Here is a 14,398-nt window from a genome sequence, read left to right as displayed (position 1 = left end):
TTGGAACAGGAATCGGAAGCTCGCTAAAGTACCATTACCACGGTGGGATGATCGCACAGTTCCTGATATAGCGCATCCAGTTGTTTGCGAGAAACAGCGCGAATCGTACACGTGAGGCTGAGATAATTGCTTTTTCTGCTGATTCTTACCTCCATGGTCGCCTCGTCAAAATCCGGAGCGTGGCGCTTCACAATCGCCAGTACGTTCTGTGAAAAATCCTGCCGCCGGTATTCCAGTGTTGCGGCACTGGGTGGAATGCCGGACGGAGATCCGACACGTCCCATAATTTTAATCGGAAAATCGCAGGGATATTCGATCAGGGTGCTGTCGTCAGACGAAGTCACAGGTTTCACGACCTTCAGGATATCGAAGAGTTGCCTCGCATGGTGGTTTGTTTATAACTCTGGTAGAGCTGGTAAAACAATGCAAATATTTTGCCGGGTTTTCCCTCCCCCACCGGTTGGTTATCGAGATGGGTAATCGGCATGATTTCTTTGGTCGAGGATGTCAGCAAAAGTTCCTCGGCAGTGCGCACTTCATGTTCCGTAATCGCACGAACTTCATGGGGAATGCCATTCGCCTGTGCCAGTTCCAGCACTATGTCATAGGTGATGCCCGGCAGCATCAGGTGATTCTTGGGCGGAGCCAGCAGAATTCCACTTCTTACGACAAAGATATTGCTTGCCGCCCCCTCAGTCATGAAACCGTCGCGAAACAACACCGTTTCCAGGGCGCCTTCATCGATCGCCATCTGCCGCAGCAGTACGTTGGGCAAGAGCGAGATTGCCTTGATATCGCAGCGCAACCATCGGTTATCATTGGCGGAAATCGCCACCACGCCGGTATGCAGCAGCCCGGGGGGCGGCGTCAGCAACGGATTGCTCATAATGAAGACAGTGGGCGCGACACCTTGTGGAAAGGCATGGTCGCGCCGGGCGACACCACGTGTAATATGCAGGTAGATATACTGATCCTCACCTTCATTCAAGGCGACGATTTGTTGCAGCAAATGTGTCCATTCGCTGTCCGAATGCGGATTTTGCAGGCGAATGCCATCGAGGCTGTGCTGGAGCCGGCGCAGATGCTCAGCCAGGCGAAAAGGTTTGCGGGAATAGACAGGAATAACCTCATATACCCCGTCACCAAAAATAAAACCCCTATCCAGCACAGAGATACGTGCTTCTTCGATTCTGAGGAAATCACCGTTGAGATAGATCATGATCAGCCTGGATAGCTCGGGATTTTTGCTTCTAGTTAAGCAGAAGCCGCATGCTATCCCATGCCCGGCCAAAAATATTCGCGGCACTGACGGTTTCAAGCGCTACCAGCGGATGTTCAACCACCTGCTTCCCTTCAAGCATAAACTTCACTGTGCCAACTTTTTGACCCGCAGTGACAGGAGCGAGAAGTGGCTGCTTATATTCCATCCTCGCTTTGAGCTTGTCAGTCTGATGGCGGGGCAGCGAAAAATAAACATCATTTCCGAATCCCGTCCTGAGCTTGTCCTGGGCACCTTTCCATAATGGGATAGCAATCACCTCCTGCGCTCCCGGATAGAGACGAACAGTGTCGTAGAACTGAAAACCATAATTCAGCAGGCGCTGGCTTTCCATCGCACGTGCGCTCTCCGAGGCGGTTCCCATCACCACCGCAACCAACCGGCGCTGTCCCCGGCTGGCTGAAGTAATGAGGCAGTAACCGGCTGCTTCAGTGTGTCCTGTCTTCATTCCGTCGACGTTCGGGTCAAGCCAGAGCAGGCGATTCCGGTTCGCCTGAGTGATTTTGTTATAGGTATATTCCTTGAGGGAATAGAGCGGATAATATTCCGGAAAATCGCGGATGATGGCGGTCGCGAGCAAGGCGAGATCGTACGCTGTGCTGTAATGATCCGGGTCCGGAAGTCCGGTTGAATTGGCAAAACGCGTGTTCTTCATGCCCAGGCGCACCGCCTCCTTGTTCATCGCTTGAGCGAAGGCCTCCTCTGATCCTGAAACGGCCTCCGCCAGTGCAATGGACGCATCGTTTCCTGACTGCACGATCATGCCGCGTATCAATTCATCGACCGTTACCGGCTTCTTCGGCTCGATGAACATGCGCGAACCTTGCGCTCGCCATGCACGTGCCGAGACCGGCACAGCTTGCGTCAAGGTAACACGTTTCTGATACAGGGCTGCAAAAACCACGTAAGCCGTCATCAGCTTCGTCAGGGACGCCGGTTCGACGCGTTCATGGGCATTTTTGCTCACAAGCACCTGTCCGCTCTGAAGATCAGCAAGCATGTAAGACTTGGCGGCGACGGAGAGAGTTTGCGGCGGCGTGTGAAACTGGGATTGCTGGGCGGCCAGTGGCAGGGCAAGCAGACACAGTGATAAAGGAAGCAAGCGTCTCATGGCAATCTGCAAAAAAACATTATTATATCCCAGCCATACCGAAGGCGTTATCCGCCGGGATCCTGAATCATTGACGCCCTCCCCCGCCTAAAGTCAGGGGATTCCTGCGGCGCTCAGACATTTATCCCGTGCTGTCGCAGGCCGCCCACGGTGTCTTCAGCAAGAGGAGCGAATTTAAAAGTACCACGCTCCGAATGACTTTCCCGGCTCTACTTTTCGGCGCGGTTACGCCCGCACAAGCTGAACCCGTCGTTCCATCCCAGCCGGTACTGCTTGTCTCCTGCAAACCTCTGCTCATCCTTCGCTCCATTTGCAGTCTTCTTCGCAGTTTCACAACCGTCGATATAGCCGTCCTTGAAGCTGGGCGAATAACCAGTAAGGTTGTAAACCGGCCGGGTAGGCTGTGGCGCGGGTGAAGGTGAAGGCGCCGTCGAAGTCGGAGGTGGCGTCGAAGTCGAAGGTGGCGGCGAAGGTGGAGATGCGGGTTGCGATTCCTTCTGACTTGTAGTGGTAGGGGTGCAACCCAGAATCGTGGTGACCAAAAGAATTGCCGCGATTGCTCGCATTGTGCTTTCCTCGTTCAGAATGAGATATTTTGCAGGCATTTGAGTTCGTTGCGCATTCTGTTTTTTCAACGCCTGCGGTTACCGCCGAACATGCCTCCCAGAATGCCGCGGAAGATTTCACGGCCGGCACGCGAGCCGATGGAGCGAGCCGCGCTCCGTGCGGCAGTATCAAGAATGCCGGGTTTATATCCACCGCGCGGGCCGGTTTTGCCGAGCAGCATATCACCCAGCACATCCATCATACCCTCTTCGGATTCGGCCTTTTTTGCCTTGCCACGAGCAGGAGCTTCCTCATTTCCGGCATTCTGGATATTCTGAGCCCGGCCTTTGAGTACTTCGTATGCGGACTCACGGTCCACCTGTTGCTCGTAATGGCCGAAAATTATCGAGGATTTGATGATGCCTGCGCGTTCCGCATCGGTGATCGGTCCTATCCTCGATTCAGGCGGCAGGATAAACGCCCGCTCAACCATAGCGGGACGGCCTTTCTCGTCCAGCAACGAAACGAGCGCCTCACCCACCGAAAGTTCACTGATCACCTTTTCGGTATCCAGACCGGGATTCGCACGCATGGTTTGGGCAGCCGCCCGCACCGCCTTCTGATCGCGCGGCGTAAACGCGCGTAAGGCATGCTGCACGCGATTGCCAAGCTGTCCCAGAACGGTTTCAGGAACATCGAGAGGATTTTGTGTTACAAAATACACGCCCACCCCCTTGGATCTTATCAACCTCACGACCTGTTCTATTTTCTCCAGGAGAGGACGGGGCGCATCATTGAACAGCAGATGGGCTTCATCAAAGAAAAATATCAGTTTCGGTTTCTCGGGATCGCCTACTTCAGGAAGATGCTCGAACAATTCTGACAGTATCCACAGCAAAAAGGTGGAATACAATTTGGGAGCATTCAGCAATTTGTCGGCTGCGAGGATGTTTATCATCCCCCGCCCCCTGCTGTCTATCTGCATCAGGTCATGAATATCGAGCATCGGCTCGCCGAACAGGATATCGCCGCCCTGCTGCTCGATCCCCAGAAGCGAACGCTGGATGGCACCGATCGAGGCGGCGGAAATATTACCGTACTGCACCGTGAAGTCCTTCGCGTTGTCGCCAACAAACTGCAGCAGTGCGCGCAGATCCTTCGTGTCGAGCAGCAGAAGCCCGTTATCATCCGCAATCTTGAACACCAGTGTCAGTACGCCCTGCTGCGTTTCGTTCAGATTGAATAATCGACCCAACAGCAGGGGTCCCATGTCGGATATGGTGGTTCGCACGGGATGTCCGGCTTTTCCGTAAATATCCCAAAACGTAACCGGATATGCAGTCCATTCAGGTTCTGGAAGGTGGAGTTGCGCAAGCCGCTCCTTCATTTTGACCGAAGCGGTGCCGGGAAAGGAGAGCCCCGCCAGATCACCCTTTATATCCGCCATGAATACGGGCACGCCGCTCGACGAGAAGCGTTCTGCCAGTACCTGAAGCGTAACGGTCTTACCTGTGCCGGTCGCGCCCGTGATCAGGCCATGCCGATTGGCGAAGCCAGGCAATAGACCAAGGAGATGGTCAGATTGCGCGATCAGCAACGGTTGTGCCATAGTGCCCTCATAAATGCGGCTTACAAACTCTGTATATCGGCTGTATGCGAACTGTATCAGTTTTTCCTTGCTTGCTCACCCCGCCCAGCCAGCGATCTCGAGCAACAGCATCAGAATGAGCCATAGCACCAGGGTGCGCCAGATGAGACCGACGGTACCCTGCAGAAAATCCATGTCAGCTTCTTCACCCACGCCTACCTCGGGGCGGTGATATGCGCCGGTCTCTTCTCGCAGCGGATCTCCCAGGCGCACGCCCAGCGCACCTGCGCCACTGGCAAGAATGATTCCCTGGTTCTGATCCCCCCATGATGCCGCCTGCGCGCGCCAGCAATAAACCGCATCCTCGAAGTTGCCCGCAATGGCAAAACTCAGGGCTGTTACCCTCGCGGGCAGCCAATCGATGACGTAAAACGCCTTTACCGCAAAAACACCAAAGCCATCCGGGCGCTTCCCCCAGGCATCATTCAACAATTCCGCAAGACGGTAGAGCATGGGCCCGAGCGGCCCGGGCAGCAAGGTGAACCAGACGATGACGCCAAGCATGCTACGATGAGCATGGATCAACCCCTGTTCGATGGCAATCCGCGAAATATCCTCACTGCTGGCACCCTCCGCCTCCATCCCGTAGTATTCCTTCAAGAAATCGCGTGCAAGCGGCAAATCTTCGTTCCTGAGCGCCTCCTTTATTTCGGTCAGGGAATAGCTGAACTGGCGAAAGCCCGTGGTGAGATACAGTATCCCCACATTCCACGCCCACGCCAGCAGCGGACTGACTCCATATAGTAAATAATAAACCAGGAGGGAGAGTATCAGGAAAGGTCCTGCCGCGGCTACCCAGGCAATGATGCCATGCCGATGGATGCCGGTGTTGAAATGACGCTCCAGCAAATCGGCATAGGAGAGGAAAGAGGAAATGATATGCTTGCGCGCGCTGCCGGAGCGCCATTGATCCAGCAGAAGAGCGAAAATCAACGAAAGAAAATTCATTGCGGAAAAATCATGCTGTTTTCCTTCATGCAGTTTCAGGGATAAGCATTATTCAACCTAGTGCGGACTTGAGAACCTTGCCCATCTCGGCGGGATTTCGCGCGACTTTAATTCCGCACTCCTCCAGTACCGCAAGCTTTTCCTGAGCGGTTCCCCGGCCCCCCGAAATAACGGCGCCGGCGTGACCCATGCGTCTGCCCGGAGGTGCTGTCAAACCCGCGATATATCCTACCACTGGTTTACGCATATTCTCCTTGACCCAGCGCGCGCAATCCTCCTCATCGGTACCGCCGATTTCCCCCACCATTAAAACAGCATCGGTTTCATCATCTTCGTCGAACAGCTGCATCACATCCAGGTGCCTCAAGCCATTCACCGGGTCGCCGCCGGTACCGATGCATGTGGATTGGCCTAATCCCTGTTCCATCAGTTGCGCCACCGCTTCGTAGGTGAGCGTTCCGGAACGGGAGACTACGCCGAGGCGTCCCTTTCGATGAATGTAACCCGGCATGATGCCAATCTTGATCTCGTCGGGCGTAATGATGCCGGGACAGTTCGGTCCTACCAGCCGCGTTTTTCGTCCTTTCATCCTGTGACAGGTACGTATCATATCGCGCACAGGGATACCCTCGGTGATACAAATTACCAGATCCAGTTCCGCATCCACCGCTTCATCGATTGCGGCTGCGGCAAATGGCGGCGGTACATAGATTACAGAAACGGTGGCCCCTGTTGCCTGCTTTGCTTCCTCTACCGTGGCGAAAATCGGGATTCCCTCAAAGTCCTCGCCCCCTTTCTTCGGATTGACTCCGGCAACAAAGCATTCTTTTCCATATGCATAATCGCGGCACATCCGTGTGTGGAATTGCCCGGTCTTGCCGGTAATCCCCTGCGTCATGACACGAGTGTTACGGTCGATCAGGATCGCCATACTGATTTCCCTCGTTTGCCGATTCTGTTCACGACCCTGTGACCGGGATGGCGGCCGAGGCGGCTGATGCAGCCGCGGTAACGGCCTTTTCCGCGGCATCCGCCATATTCCCGGCTGAAATGATGGCAAGACCTGATTCGGCCAGGATTTTTTTCCCAATATCCGCATTCGTGCCTTCGAGACGGACCACCAGGGGAACATGCAGCCTCGCTTCACGCGCCGCTGTCACTACTCCCTCCGCAATGACGTCGCATCTCATGATGCCGCCGAATATATTGATCAGTATGGCTTGCAGCCTCGGATTGCGCAGCATCAGCTTGAATGCTTCCGTGACTTTTTCAGCGGTTGCGCCTCCCCCTACGTCGAGAAAGTTGGCCGGGTTTCCTCCGTAGAGTTTGATGATATCCATGGTAGCCATCGCAAGACCGGCGCCATTTACCAGACAACCTATATTGCCATCGAGCGAAATGTAGGAAAGACCATATCTGGACGCCTCGATCTCTGCCGCATCTTCCTCGTCAAGATCGCGCAAGTCGGCGATATCGGGGTGCCGGAACAGCGCATTATCGTCAAAATTCATCTTCGCATCGAGTGCTGCAATGCGGTTTTCGCCGGTGAGTATCAGCGGGTTGATTTCGACGAGCGATGCATCCGTGCTGTCGTAAGCGCGGTATAAATTCTGCAACAGCGCAGCTGTTTCCGCCACTGCCGCACCGGAGAAACCGATCCTGTTCGTGATGTCTTCCGCTTCTGCAGCGGTCAGTCCCGCCCCCGGATCGATATACACTTTGTGGATCTTTTCCGGATGCTCGGCAGCAACCTGCTCGATATCCATCCCACCTTCGGCACTCGCCATTAGGCAGACACGGCGGCGGCCACGATCCACCACCAGCCCGATGTAAAACTCCTTCCTGATATCGAGGCCCTGTTCGATCAGCAGCCGTCGTACAACCTGGCCCTGGGGACCCGTCTGCGGCGTGACGAGTGTCATGCCGAGTATTTTCCCGGCAAATTGTTTCACCTCATCGAGCGATCGGGCGATCTTCACCCCGCCACCCTTCCCGCGCCCCCCTGCATGGATCTGGGCCTTGACCACCCATGTGCTTCCACCCACCTTTTCAGCGGCTGCTACTGCTTCATCCACGCTGAAGCAGGGGTATCCGCGAGGTATGGGGATACCAAACTGATGCAGGATATGTTTGGCCTGGTATTCATGGATTTTCATGATACCTCCAACGACGTGAATAGGGAGTATAGCTCAATAGCTGTGCCCGCGTACGAGGATAGGAACAGAGGTCGAACATCCTGCTTCCCCGCGGTCGAGCGACAGCCGTCCCTCTGGATTACGGATAACAACCGGCAATCGCTAATTGCCAGCAATTGCCGATACTGCGATATTGGCGCCTGCAACCGCAATCTACACATCCTCTACTTCACAGAGAATCACGGTGACATTATCTTTTCCCCCAGCTTCCAAAGCTGCCGAGATCAGTCTCTCCAATTTTTGCTCAAGAGATTCCGCGGAAGCGAGCACAATTTCGATGTCTGCATTCTCCACCATGTCGGTCAATCCATCCGAACACAATAAAAAAATATCGTTGCCGAGCACGGCCCCTTGCACGATATCGCATGTCATCGACGAATCGGCTCCCACGACGCGCAGGAGAATGTTTTTTCGGGGGTGATGCTTTGCCTCCTCGGGCGTGAGCATGCCCCTATCCACCTGTGACTGTACCAGCGAATGGTCTTTAGTCAACTGCCGCAGCGTTCCGGCGCGCAGCAGATACACTCTGCTATCGCCCACGTGACCGATAACATATCGCCCGTCGTCGAACACGAGAAGATCTGCTGTGCATCCCATTCCTGCATCCGCAGGGTGCTGGATGATGTGTTCGAGCATGCGCCCCTTTGCCGACTCGAATACGTGCTGAATGCGATCAGGAACAGCATCTTTCGGAAACAAAGCCGGTTCGGAAAATGCGCTTCGCACCATATCGACAAAATATTGACTGGCAACCTCACCTGCCGCCGCACCACCCATTCCGTCTGCAAGTGCCAGGACCTGGGCTTGTGGTATGATCAGGTAACTATCCTCATTATTATCCCGCCACAGGCCCACGTCGGTTGCACCGGCCGAATGTAAGCTGATCAAGTATACCCTCCTGTGGCTTGCGGCCGCTTGATGTGCTCGATGTATGTATTTGCCGGCCTTGATCGCGCGTCTTCGGCCTGGAGCAGCGCATATGACTGCGGATATCGGGGAGCATTGCATTGCAGGAAGAACGTCCTTCCTGCCCGTACGAGCTTAGCGGTCTTTGTATCCGCAGACTTTGTATCCGTTTACCTGGGAGAAAAGCATGCAAAAAACCTTTTTACTGCTTACGACCGTTTGCGCAATGTTCGGTTCCTTGTCCGCCGTCGCTGCCGAACAAGGCAGCAATAGAGGGGTTACCTACCGGCCCGATGTTACCTTTACCCTTCGCACAGACATCGGCGAGGGTAAACTGGTATTTATCGGTGAGGCGGGTGCCATCGCGGGCAAAATTAACCCCGACCTGGAGGTAAGCCCCGGCGCAGTGGTACAGATCAACCTGATCAACGGCGACGGTGCGACGCATGACGTCGCCATTCCCGAACTGGGCGCCAAATCGGATAATATCACGGCGAAAGGCGCTGCAACCTCGATGGTATTTCGCGCGACCCGTACCGGCACCTTTGAATACCTCTGCACACTACCCGGGCACCAGGCTGCCGGCATGTTCGGTCGTCTCATTGTCGGCAAGCTGCGCGAGGAGGCGAAAGGGTATGTAATCAACGTGGCCCAGGACCCACGCTCGGTTGGGGAACCGGTAGGAACCCGTGCTTCAAAGCATTTGACCCTCGATCTCGAAGCGACCGAAATCGAAGGACAGTTCTCGGACAAGAGCATCTATAAATACTGGACCTTCAATAACAGGGTGCCTGGACCACTCCTGCGCGTGAAGGTAGGGGATACCATCACCGTCAATCTGCATAACAGCGCAAGCAGCACCAACATCCATTCGATAGATTTCCACGCCGTAACGGGGCCGGGCGGAGGAGCCGCTGTCACACAGGCGGCGCCGGGCGAGAGGAAGAGCTTCACCTTCAAGGCGCTTCACCCTGGACTGTTCGTCTACCATTGCGCAACTCCCATGGTTGCGCACCATATTGCGAACGGCATGTATGGCATGATTCTGGTCGAGCCCGAGGGAGGTCTGCCCAAGGTTGACAGGGAATTTTACGTAATGCAGGGTGAGCTCTACACCACCCACTCCCACCATGCCAATGCGCGAGGTCTGCAGGAGTTTTCGCTGGAAAATCTGCTCGCGGAGAATCCCCAGCACCTGATGTTCAATGGCACCATGGATGCGCTTACGAAAAGGTACACCATGGAGGCGAACACGGGCGATAACGTGCGTATCTATTTTGGTGTGGGCGGTCCCAACCTCACCTCCAGCTTCCACATCATCGGGGAAGTCTTCGATAAGGTGTACGACCAGGCTTCATTGACCAGTCCGCCATTGGCAGATGTGCAAACGACGCTCGTCCCTCCAGGGGGCGCCACCATTGTGGAATTCAAGGTCGATTATCCAGGCCGCTATATTCTGGTTGATCACGCGCTGTCGCGTATGGAGAAAGGATTGGCGGGTTATCTCACGGTGCGTGGCGAGGCAAACCCGGAGATATTCAAGCCATAAAGAAAGAATTGAAAAAATCAGAGGCGATTTCTCGGGAAACGATCGCCTCTGATCCTTTATATCATTGGTGCGGCTGCTTATACGGTTTCTTGTTCATTACTTCCTGATCTCTGTATTCCTGCTTCACTCCCTCCGATAAATCCTTGGGCATCTTCTCCCGCGTGACCTCATAGGTTGAGCTGGGCGCGTTTTTGTCGACGTCCTTCTTGTCCTTCTTGCCCATGTCTTGATAAGATTTGTCCATTCCTCCCTTGTCCGAATCATGCGATCCAGCGAGCGCGCTGAAGCTGCAAACCGCCGTGAAGGACGCCAGAACAACTATCGATGTGAGTTTATTCATGTCAAGCTCCTGTAAGTAAATGGATGGCAGATGAAATAACACAAGTTCCGGTGACGAATACAGGTAATGCTTTCTAACATTGAATCCTCCAAGCGGGAAGCTGGCAAATTTTCACCGGCCTGCAATACGCTTGCAGGGACAATATATATACTCCTTTCTCTGAAATTATCGGTGCGCTAACGCACCCTCCGTTACAGACCCCTTCAGAAGACCGCGAGCGAGGACAGGCCATCGCCAACAGACAGGTATACGAAAACTGGAAGGAGCGCGCTCATCCATCCTCCGTATACCCCATGCCTTCAACAGGAAGATGTTGTACTTCCGTACGATGTACTGCAGGCAAATGGTAATTGGCCTTGAACTCTATAAGATGAAGGCGTGTTAACAAAGCAGGGAAAAAATGAAACTGGGTGATGGGGAAAAACTGATTCTATTAATGCTGAGCGAGGTCTTCGAAAAACTTAAGGTGGAGGGCAGTATTGACCCGGCGCTTGTAAAAAATGCCATTTCCCACGATCACCCCTGGGCATTGAAATGGGAATACGAACGGGTTGCAGCGTTATCCGGCCCGCTCTCGCTGGATCTTTGCCTGGATTGAACTCACATTTTTTACGAAAACATTATAGAAATATGGGAACTTTTTACTTTGAGGCCGCATCAAATATCATGCCGGCAAGCGTTTTTTGTCCGCTTGTGAAGGCATTGGTGACCTGACATCATTTAGCTGGTCATCAAGTTGATCGTATTTTTTAGCATGTCATCTTGATTCTGAAAGGGGGTTATCATGGAAATGGCAATTCTCGTAGTAGGTATAGGTGCTGTTGCTCTCTGGTATTTCAAATCCAAGGAAGGACGGAGAGAAAAATAATACTGATCCACAATAGTAGAACTCAAAGTTCACTCAAATCAATCAGCCGATGCCCAAGCTCAAGAAGCAAGGGCATCGGCTTCTTGTATCGAAGTTTTACAGGAAAAAGAGAAACTGTCTTTGGAAAAGGGAGAGAAGAGGACCTGCAGCCAGGACAGAAGCCTATGAAGAAAAACTTTCCATTCCGAAAACTTCACACGCAGGCTGACGCATGCTGCAATTCAGGGAAGTGCACGCTGACATGACAGCACTTGTCCGCAGACCGTAGTTCCGGGTGCGGTACGTTTCATCGCACCCTTCAGCCAACATCGAGGAAACCAATCTCAAACCCGAGGTGGAAGATAGCGGACAGAACAAGACTATCCCCTCGCGGAAAAGCGTCAATATCAATATTGAAATGCCCTCATCAAACAAGCAGCGAACGAGGGTAAAAGAGTGACAGTACCTGAAAATGAGAAATAACCACCACCTGCTTCGGCAGGTTTTTTATTGCCTCCCCATTCTTCAATCAAGTTTTTTCAGCTTGCGTTAACTATTTAACGGTAATGTTTTATTCGCACGGTTAAACTTCCTACTCGTTTCCCTCCTCCCAAAAACAGGGAAACGAATTCAATGTAGCTCCCCTAGGCCCGGTTCACGCCGGGCTTTTTTTTGCAGCCTTAAAAGAGAATCAATCCATGGAATAGCGCCAGTGAAGCGGCTTTTATTCGCCATCAAGATGAATTGGCAAAAGGATAGTATTGTCACGTGGGACGATAACGTGACGCCATTATCTGACCCACCCCAAGCCCTTTGTCCTATAGGGCTTGGGTTCTTCCATGCCCCGCCTCGCTCAATCTCCTCAATGGTTGTCTGTATAACTATATATCCAAGATATACTTTTTTTAATAAAAGCGCCAAACGGAGGTGGGAAATTTTCGCAATTATTGCGAAAATCTCTCGTTAATCCATTTAATTGGTTCTTTGACCAAGCTAATTAACTGTGTAAGCTGTCGAGAATTTAAAAACCTATCCTCCCTCTGCCGCAACCTTGCTTCTTTTCCCCTACGTCATCCTGGACCTGGAAACCACGGGTGACCACCCCCTCCATGACCGCATTATCGAGATTGCCCTCGTCCGTTTCGAGGAAGGAATGGAAAGCGCGCGCTGGGAAACGCTGGTCAATCCAGGCGTCTCCATTCCGCCTTTCATCACGCATTTGACTGGCATCAGCAATGGGATGGTAAAGGATGCTCCTTCCTTTGGAGACATCGCCCACCGGCTCTACAGTTTTCTTGATGGAGCGGTGCTGGCAGCGCATAACGTCCGCTTCGACTACGGATTCCTGAAGAACGAGTACCGGCGCATGGGCGCGCTGCTCCAGCACAAGGTGCTGTGCACGGCGAGGCTCTCGCGCAAGCTCTATCCTCAGCACAAGGGTCATGGGCTCGATGTCATCATGCAGCGTCACGGGCTAAAGACCGAAGCACGTCACCGGGCGATGGGAGACGTGGAGCTCCTCGCCGCCTATCTGGAGATGGCAAGGCGCGAGCTGGGCGCCCGACAGGTGCAGGAGGCGGCAACCGTCTTGCTGAAAGACCCAAGTCTGCCTGCAGGCCTGGATGCCTCAATTTTGAACCAGATTCCGGACAGGCCAGGTGTCTATTTCTTCTACGGCAAAAACAGCCTGCCGCTCTATATCGGCAAGAGCGTGACACTGCGCTCGCGGGTCATGTCCCATTTCAGCGGCGACCATGCCTCGTTCAGCGACATGCGCATTGCCCAGGAGGTCGAGCGGGTCGAATGGATGGAAACAGCCGGGGAACTGGGCGCGCTGCTGCTGGAATCGAGATTGATCAAGGAGTACCAGCCCATCCACAACAAGCGACTGCGCCGCTCCCGCACGCTCTTTTCCCTGAGCCTGGCCGAGGGCGCGCACGCGCCCCCACTGGTGAATATCGTCACGGAAGAGGATATCCGACCCGAGGTGTTCGGGCATCTGTACGGGTTGTTCCGCTCGAAGACAAAGGCAGTCGACGCGCTGCGCGAGGTTGTCCGGGAGAACAGGTTGTGTCCTCGGGCAGTTGGCTTTGAGAATGGGAAAGGTGCGTGTTTCGCGCACCAGTTGAAACGCTGCAATGGCGTCTGCGCGGGCAAGGAAGCGCCGCAACTGCATTACCTGCGCCTGAAACAGGCGCTGCTCCCGCTTAAGCTCAAATCGTGGCCCTACTCCGGCAGGATCGGCATACGGGAATACAATGCGTCATCCGGCCGATCGGAAGTACATGTCTTCGACTACTGGTGCCACCTGGGAACAGCGGACAATGAAGCCGGCTTGGACGATGTGCCTGGGATACGCTCATCCATGAAGTTTGATCTCGATACCTACAAGCTGCTGCTAAAGACCCTGGGAAAGCAAACAGAGGTGATTACGTTTGGATAGCTGATCCAGGTGCTGGCGGTCGCCAAGGTACTTGATACTGGGGATAATGGAGTATTCAAGTTCTTGCGTCAGGAAGGCTTACTGATGCCAATAATGTGCCGTATCGGCAGCATTATCGGTGTTGACCATTTCGGGCGTTGGAAAGGCAGCCCAACGATCAACTGAGTAAAAACGTTTCTATACTTTAAACTAAGGACGGAAAGGGACTGGCGTTGACGCAGAGGATGTTAAGGGAAAGGTATGAGACGTTGAGATATCTAATTATTTTTCAGGTCCGACTGTTTTTAAATCGGCGAGACCCACCGCTTGTGAAAATTGCTTACCCCACGCTGTTCTTCGCATAAACCCTTTTCTAAAAGCTACGGTACCCTTAGCTGTTACTTTATTTGTAGTAGTCGCGATCCCATCAGACAGTTCCCGATTTGACTGGTGCAGTTGTCAGATCAGATTCAGCTGTTCAGTAATGTGATTTTATCGTTCCACACCTCCTTTCCGTCAATTAATGTTTGCATGGGTGTTCGCCCGCAGCACATCTTGCCCTGATGAGTGCGGTCGTGATTGTAGTAGTGCAGCCAGTCATCCAGGT

13 protein-coding genes and 1 pseudogene are annotated in these 14,398 nt (G+C 53.5%); 3 read left to right on the top strand and 11 right to left on the bottom strand.

Features of this window, described 5'->3' with window-relative positions; all coding sequences use genetic code 11:
- Positions 1 to 23: 23 nt before the first annotated feature.
- The 9 genes from AC52W5_RS06505 to AC52W5_RS06465 all read right to left on the bottom strand — a co-directional run bounded on the left by AC52W5_RS06505 (position 24) and on the right by AC52W5_RS06465 (position 8,615).
- Positions 24 to 353: a YbeD family protein gene (locus AC52W5_RS06505; protein ID WP_074973172.1), complete on the bottom strand. Its 330-nt coding sequence runs from the start codon at positions 351 to 353 to the stop codon at positions 24 to 26.
- Positions 354 to 358: 5 nt separating this feature from the next.
- Entirely contained in the window at positions 359 to 1,219 is an 861-nt protein-coding gene (locus tag AC52W5_RS06500) for a D-amino acid aminotransferase (protein WP_495670410.1), read from the bottom strand.
- Positions 1,220 to 1,250: 31 nt separating this feature from the next.
- Complete coding sequence (locus AC52W5_RS06495) at positions 1,251 to 2,390, bottom strand: D-alanyl-D-alanine carboxypeptidase family protein (protein WP_495670409.1); 1,140 nt, start codon at positions 2,388 to 2,390, stop codon at positions 1,251 to 1,253.
- A gap of 209 nt (positions 2,391 to 2,599) precedes the next feature.
- Entirely contained in the window at positions 2,600 to 2,956 is a 357-nt protein-coding gene (locus AC52W5_RS06490) for a hypothetical protein (protein WP_495670408.1), read from the bottom strand.
- 65 nt (positions 2,957 to 3,021) lie between these two features.
- A complete protein-coding gene (locus AC52W5_RS06485; protein ID WP_495670407.1) occupies positions 3,022 to 4,545 on the bottom strand; it encodes a helicase HerA-like C-terminal domain-containing protein in 1,524 nt (507 codons plus the stop codon).
- 75 nt (positions 4,546 to 4,620) lie between these two features.
- Entirely contained in the window at positions 4,621 to 5,532 is a 912-nt protein-coding gene (locus AC52W5_RS06480) for a CobD/CbiB family protein (RefSeq protein WP_495670406.1), read from the bottom strand.
- A 52-nt stretch (positions 5,533 to 5,584) separates the two neighbouring features.
- A complete protein-coding gene (gene sucD, locus AC52W5_RS06475; RefSeq protein WP_495670405.1) occupies positions 5,585 to 6,463 on the bottom strand; it encodes a succinate--CoA ligase subunit alpha in 879 nt (292 codons plus the stop codon).
- 28 nt (positions 6,464 to 6,491) lie between these two features.
- Positions 6,492 to 7,688, bottom strand: a complete 1,197-nt coding sequence (gene sucC, locus AC52W5_RS06470; protein ID WP_495670404.1) for an ADP-forming succinate--CoA ligase subunit beta — start codon at positions 7,686 to 7,688, stop codon at positions 6,492 to 6,494.
- A gap of 192 nt (positions 7,689 to 7,880) precedes the next feature.
- Complete coding sequence (locus AC52W5_RS06465; protein ID WP_495670403.1) at positions 7,881 to 8,615, bottom strand: Stp1/IreP family PP2C-type Ser/Thr phosphatase; 735 nt, start codon at positions 8,613 to 8,615, stop codon at positions 7,881 to 7,883.
- A 205-nt stretch (positions 8,616 to 8,820) separates the two neighbouring features.
- Between AC52W5_RS06465 and nirK the strand changes: the two genes are divergently transcribed.
- On the top strand, positions 8,821 to 10,182 hold the full coding sequence (nirK, locus tag AC52W5_RS06460; RefSeq protein ID WP_495670402.1) for a copper-containing nitrite reductase: 1,362 nt from the start codon (positions 8,821 to 8,823) through the stop codon (positions 10,180 to 10,182).
- A 61-nt stretch (positions 10,183 to 10,243) separates the two neighbouring features.
- Here the strand turns inward: nirK and AC52W5_RS06455 are convergent, their stop codons facing one another.
- Positions 10,244 to 10,522 (bottom strand): hypothetical protein, encoded by a 279-nt coding sequence (locus AC52W5_RS06455; RefSeq protein WP_074973190.1) that lies wholly within the window; start codon positions 10,520 to 10,522, stop codon positions 10,244 to 10,246.
- A gap of 400 nt (positions 10,523 to 10,922) precedes the next feature.
- Here AC52W5_RS06455 and AC52W5_RS06450 point away from each other — a divergent pair, with 400 nt between their 5' ends.
- Entirely contained in the window at positions 10,923 to 11,120 is a 198-nt protein-coding gene (locus AC52W5_RS06450) for a YfbU family protein (protein ID WP_495670401.1), read from the top strand.
- 1,300 nt (positions 11,121 to 12,420) lie between these two features.
- Positions 12,421 to 13,812, top strand: a complete 1,392-nt coding sequence (locus AC52W5_RS06445; protein WP_495670400.1) for an exonuclease domain-containing protein — start codon at positions 12,421 to 12,423, stop codon at positions 13,810 to 13,812.
- Between the two features lie 449 nt (positions 13,813 to 14,261).
- Here AC52W5_RS06445 and AC52W5_RS06440 read toward each other — a convergent pair.
- Positions 14,262 to 14,398 (bottom strand): annotated as a pseudogene (locus AC52W5_RS06440) (IS481 family transposase); the annotation flags it as partial.

Source organism: Nitrosospira sp. CT (assembly GCF_059489795.1).
Note: the sequence above shows the minus strand (reverse complement) of the source record. Positions and strands in the feature narration are given on the sequence as shown.

Excerpts from the sequence above, each read along its gene's own strand:
- AC52W5_RS06495 (WP_495670409.1), bottom strand. The coding sequence starts at position 2,390 with ATGAGACGCTTGCTTCCTTTATCACTGTGTCTGCTTGCCCTGCCACTG.
- sucD (WP_495670405.1), bottom strand. The coding sequence starts at position 6,463 with ATGGCGATCCTGATCGACCGTAACACTCGTGTCATGACGCAGGGGATT.
- AC52W5_RS06480 (WP_495670406.1), bottom strand. The coding sequence starts at position 5,532 with ATGAATTTTCTTTCGTTGATTTTCGCTCTTCTGCTGGATCAATGGCGC.
- AC52W5_RS06490 (WP_495670408.1), bottom strand. The coding sequence starts at position 2,956 with ATGCGAGCAATCGCGGCAATTCTTTTGGTCACCACGATTCTGGGTTGC.
- AC52W5_RS06485 (WP_495670407.1), bottom strand. The coding sequence starts at position 4,545 with ATGGCACAACCGTTGCTGATCGCGCAATCTGACCATCTCCTTGGTCTA.
- sucC (WP_495670404.1), bottom strand. The coding sequence starts at position 7,688 with ATGAAAATCCATGAATACCAGGCCAAACATATCCTGCATCAGTTTGGT.
- AC52W5_RS06500 (WP_495670410.1), bottom strand. The coding sequence starts at position 1,219 with ATGATCTATCTCAACGGTGATTTCCTCAGAATCGAAGAAGCACGTATC.
- AC52W5_RS06455 (WP_074973190.1), bottom strand. The coding sequence starts at position 10,522 with ATGAATAAACTCACATCGATAGTTGTTCTGGCGTCCTTCACGGCGGTT.
- AC52W5_RS06450 (WP_495670401.1), top strand. The coding sequence starts at position 10,923 with ATGAAACTGGGTGATGGGGAAAAACTGATTCTATTAATGCTGAGCGAG.
- nirK (WP_495670402.1), top strand. The coding sequence starts at position 8,821 with ATGCAAAAAACCTTTTTACTGCTTACGACCGTTTGCGCAATGTTCGGT.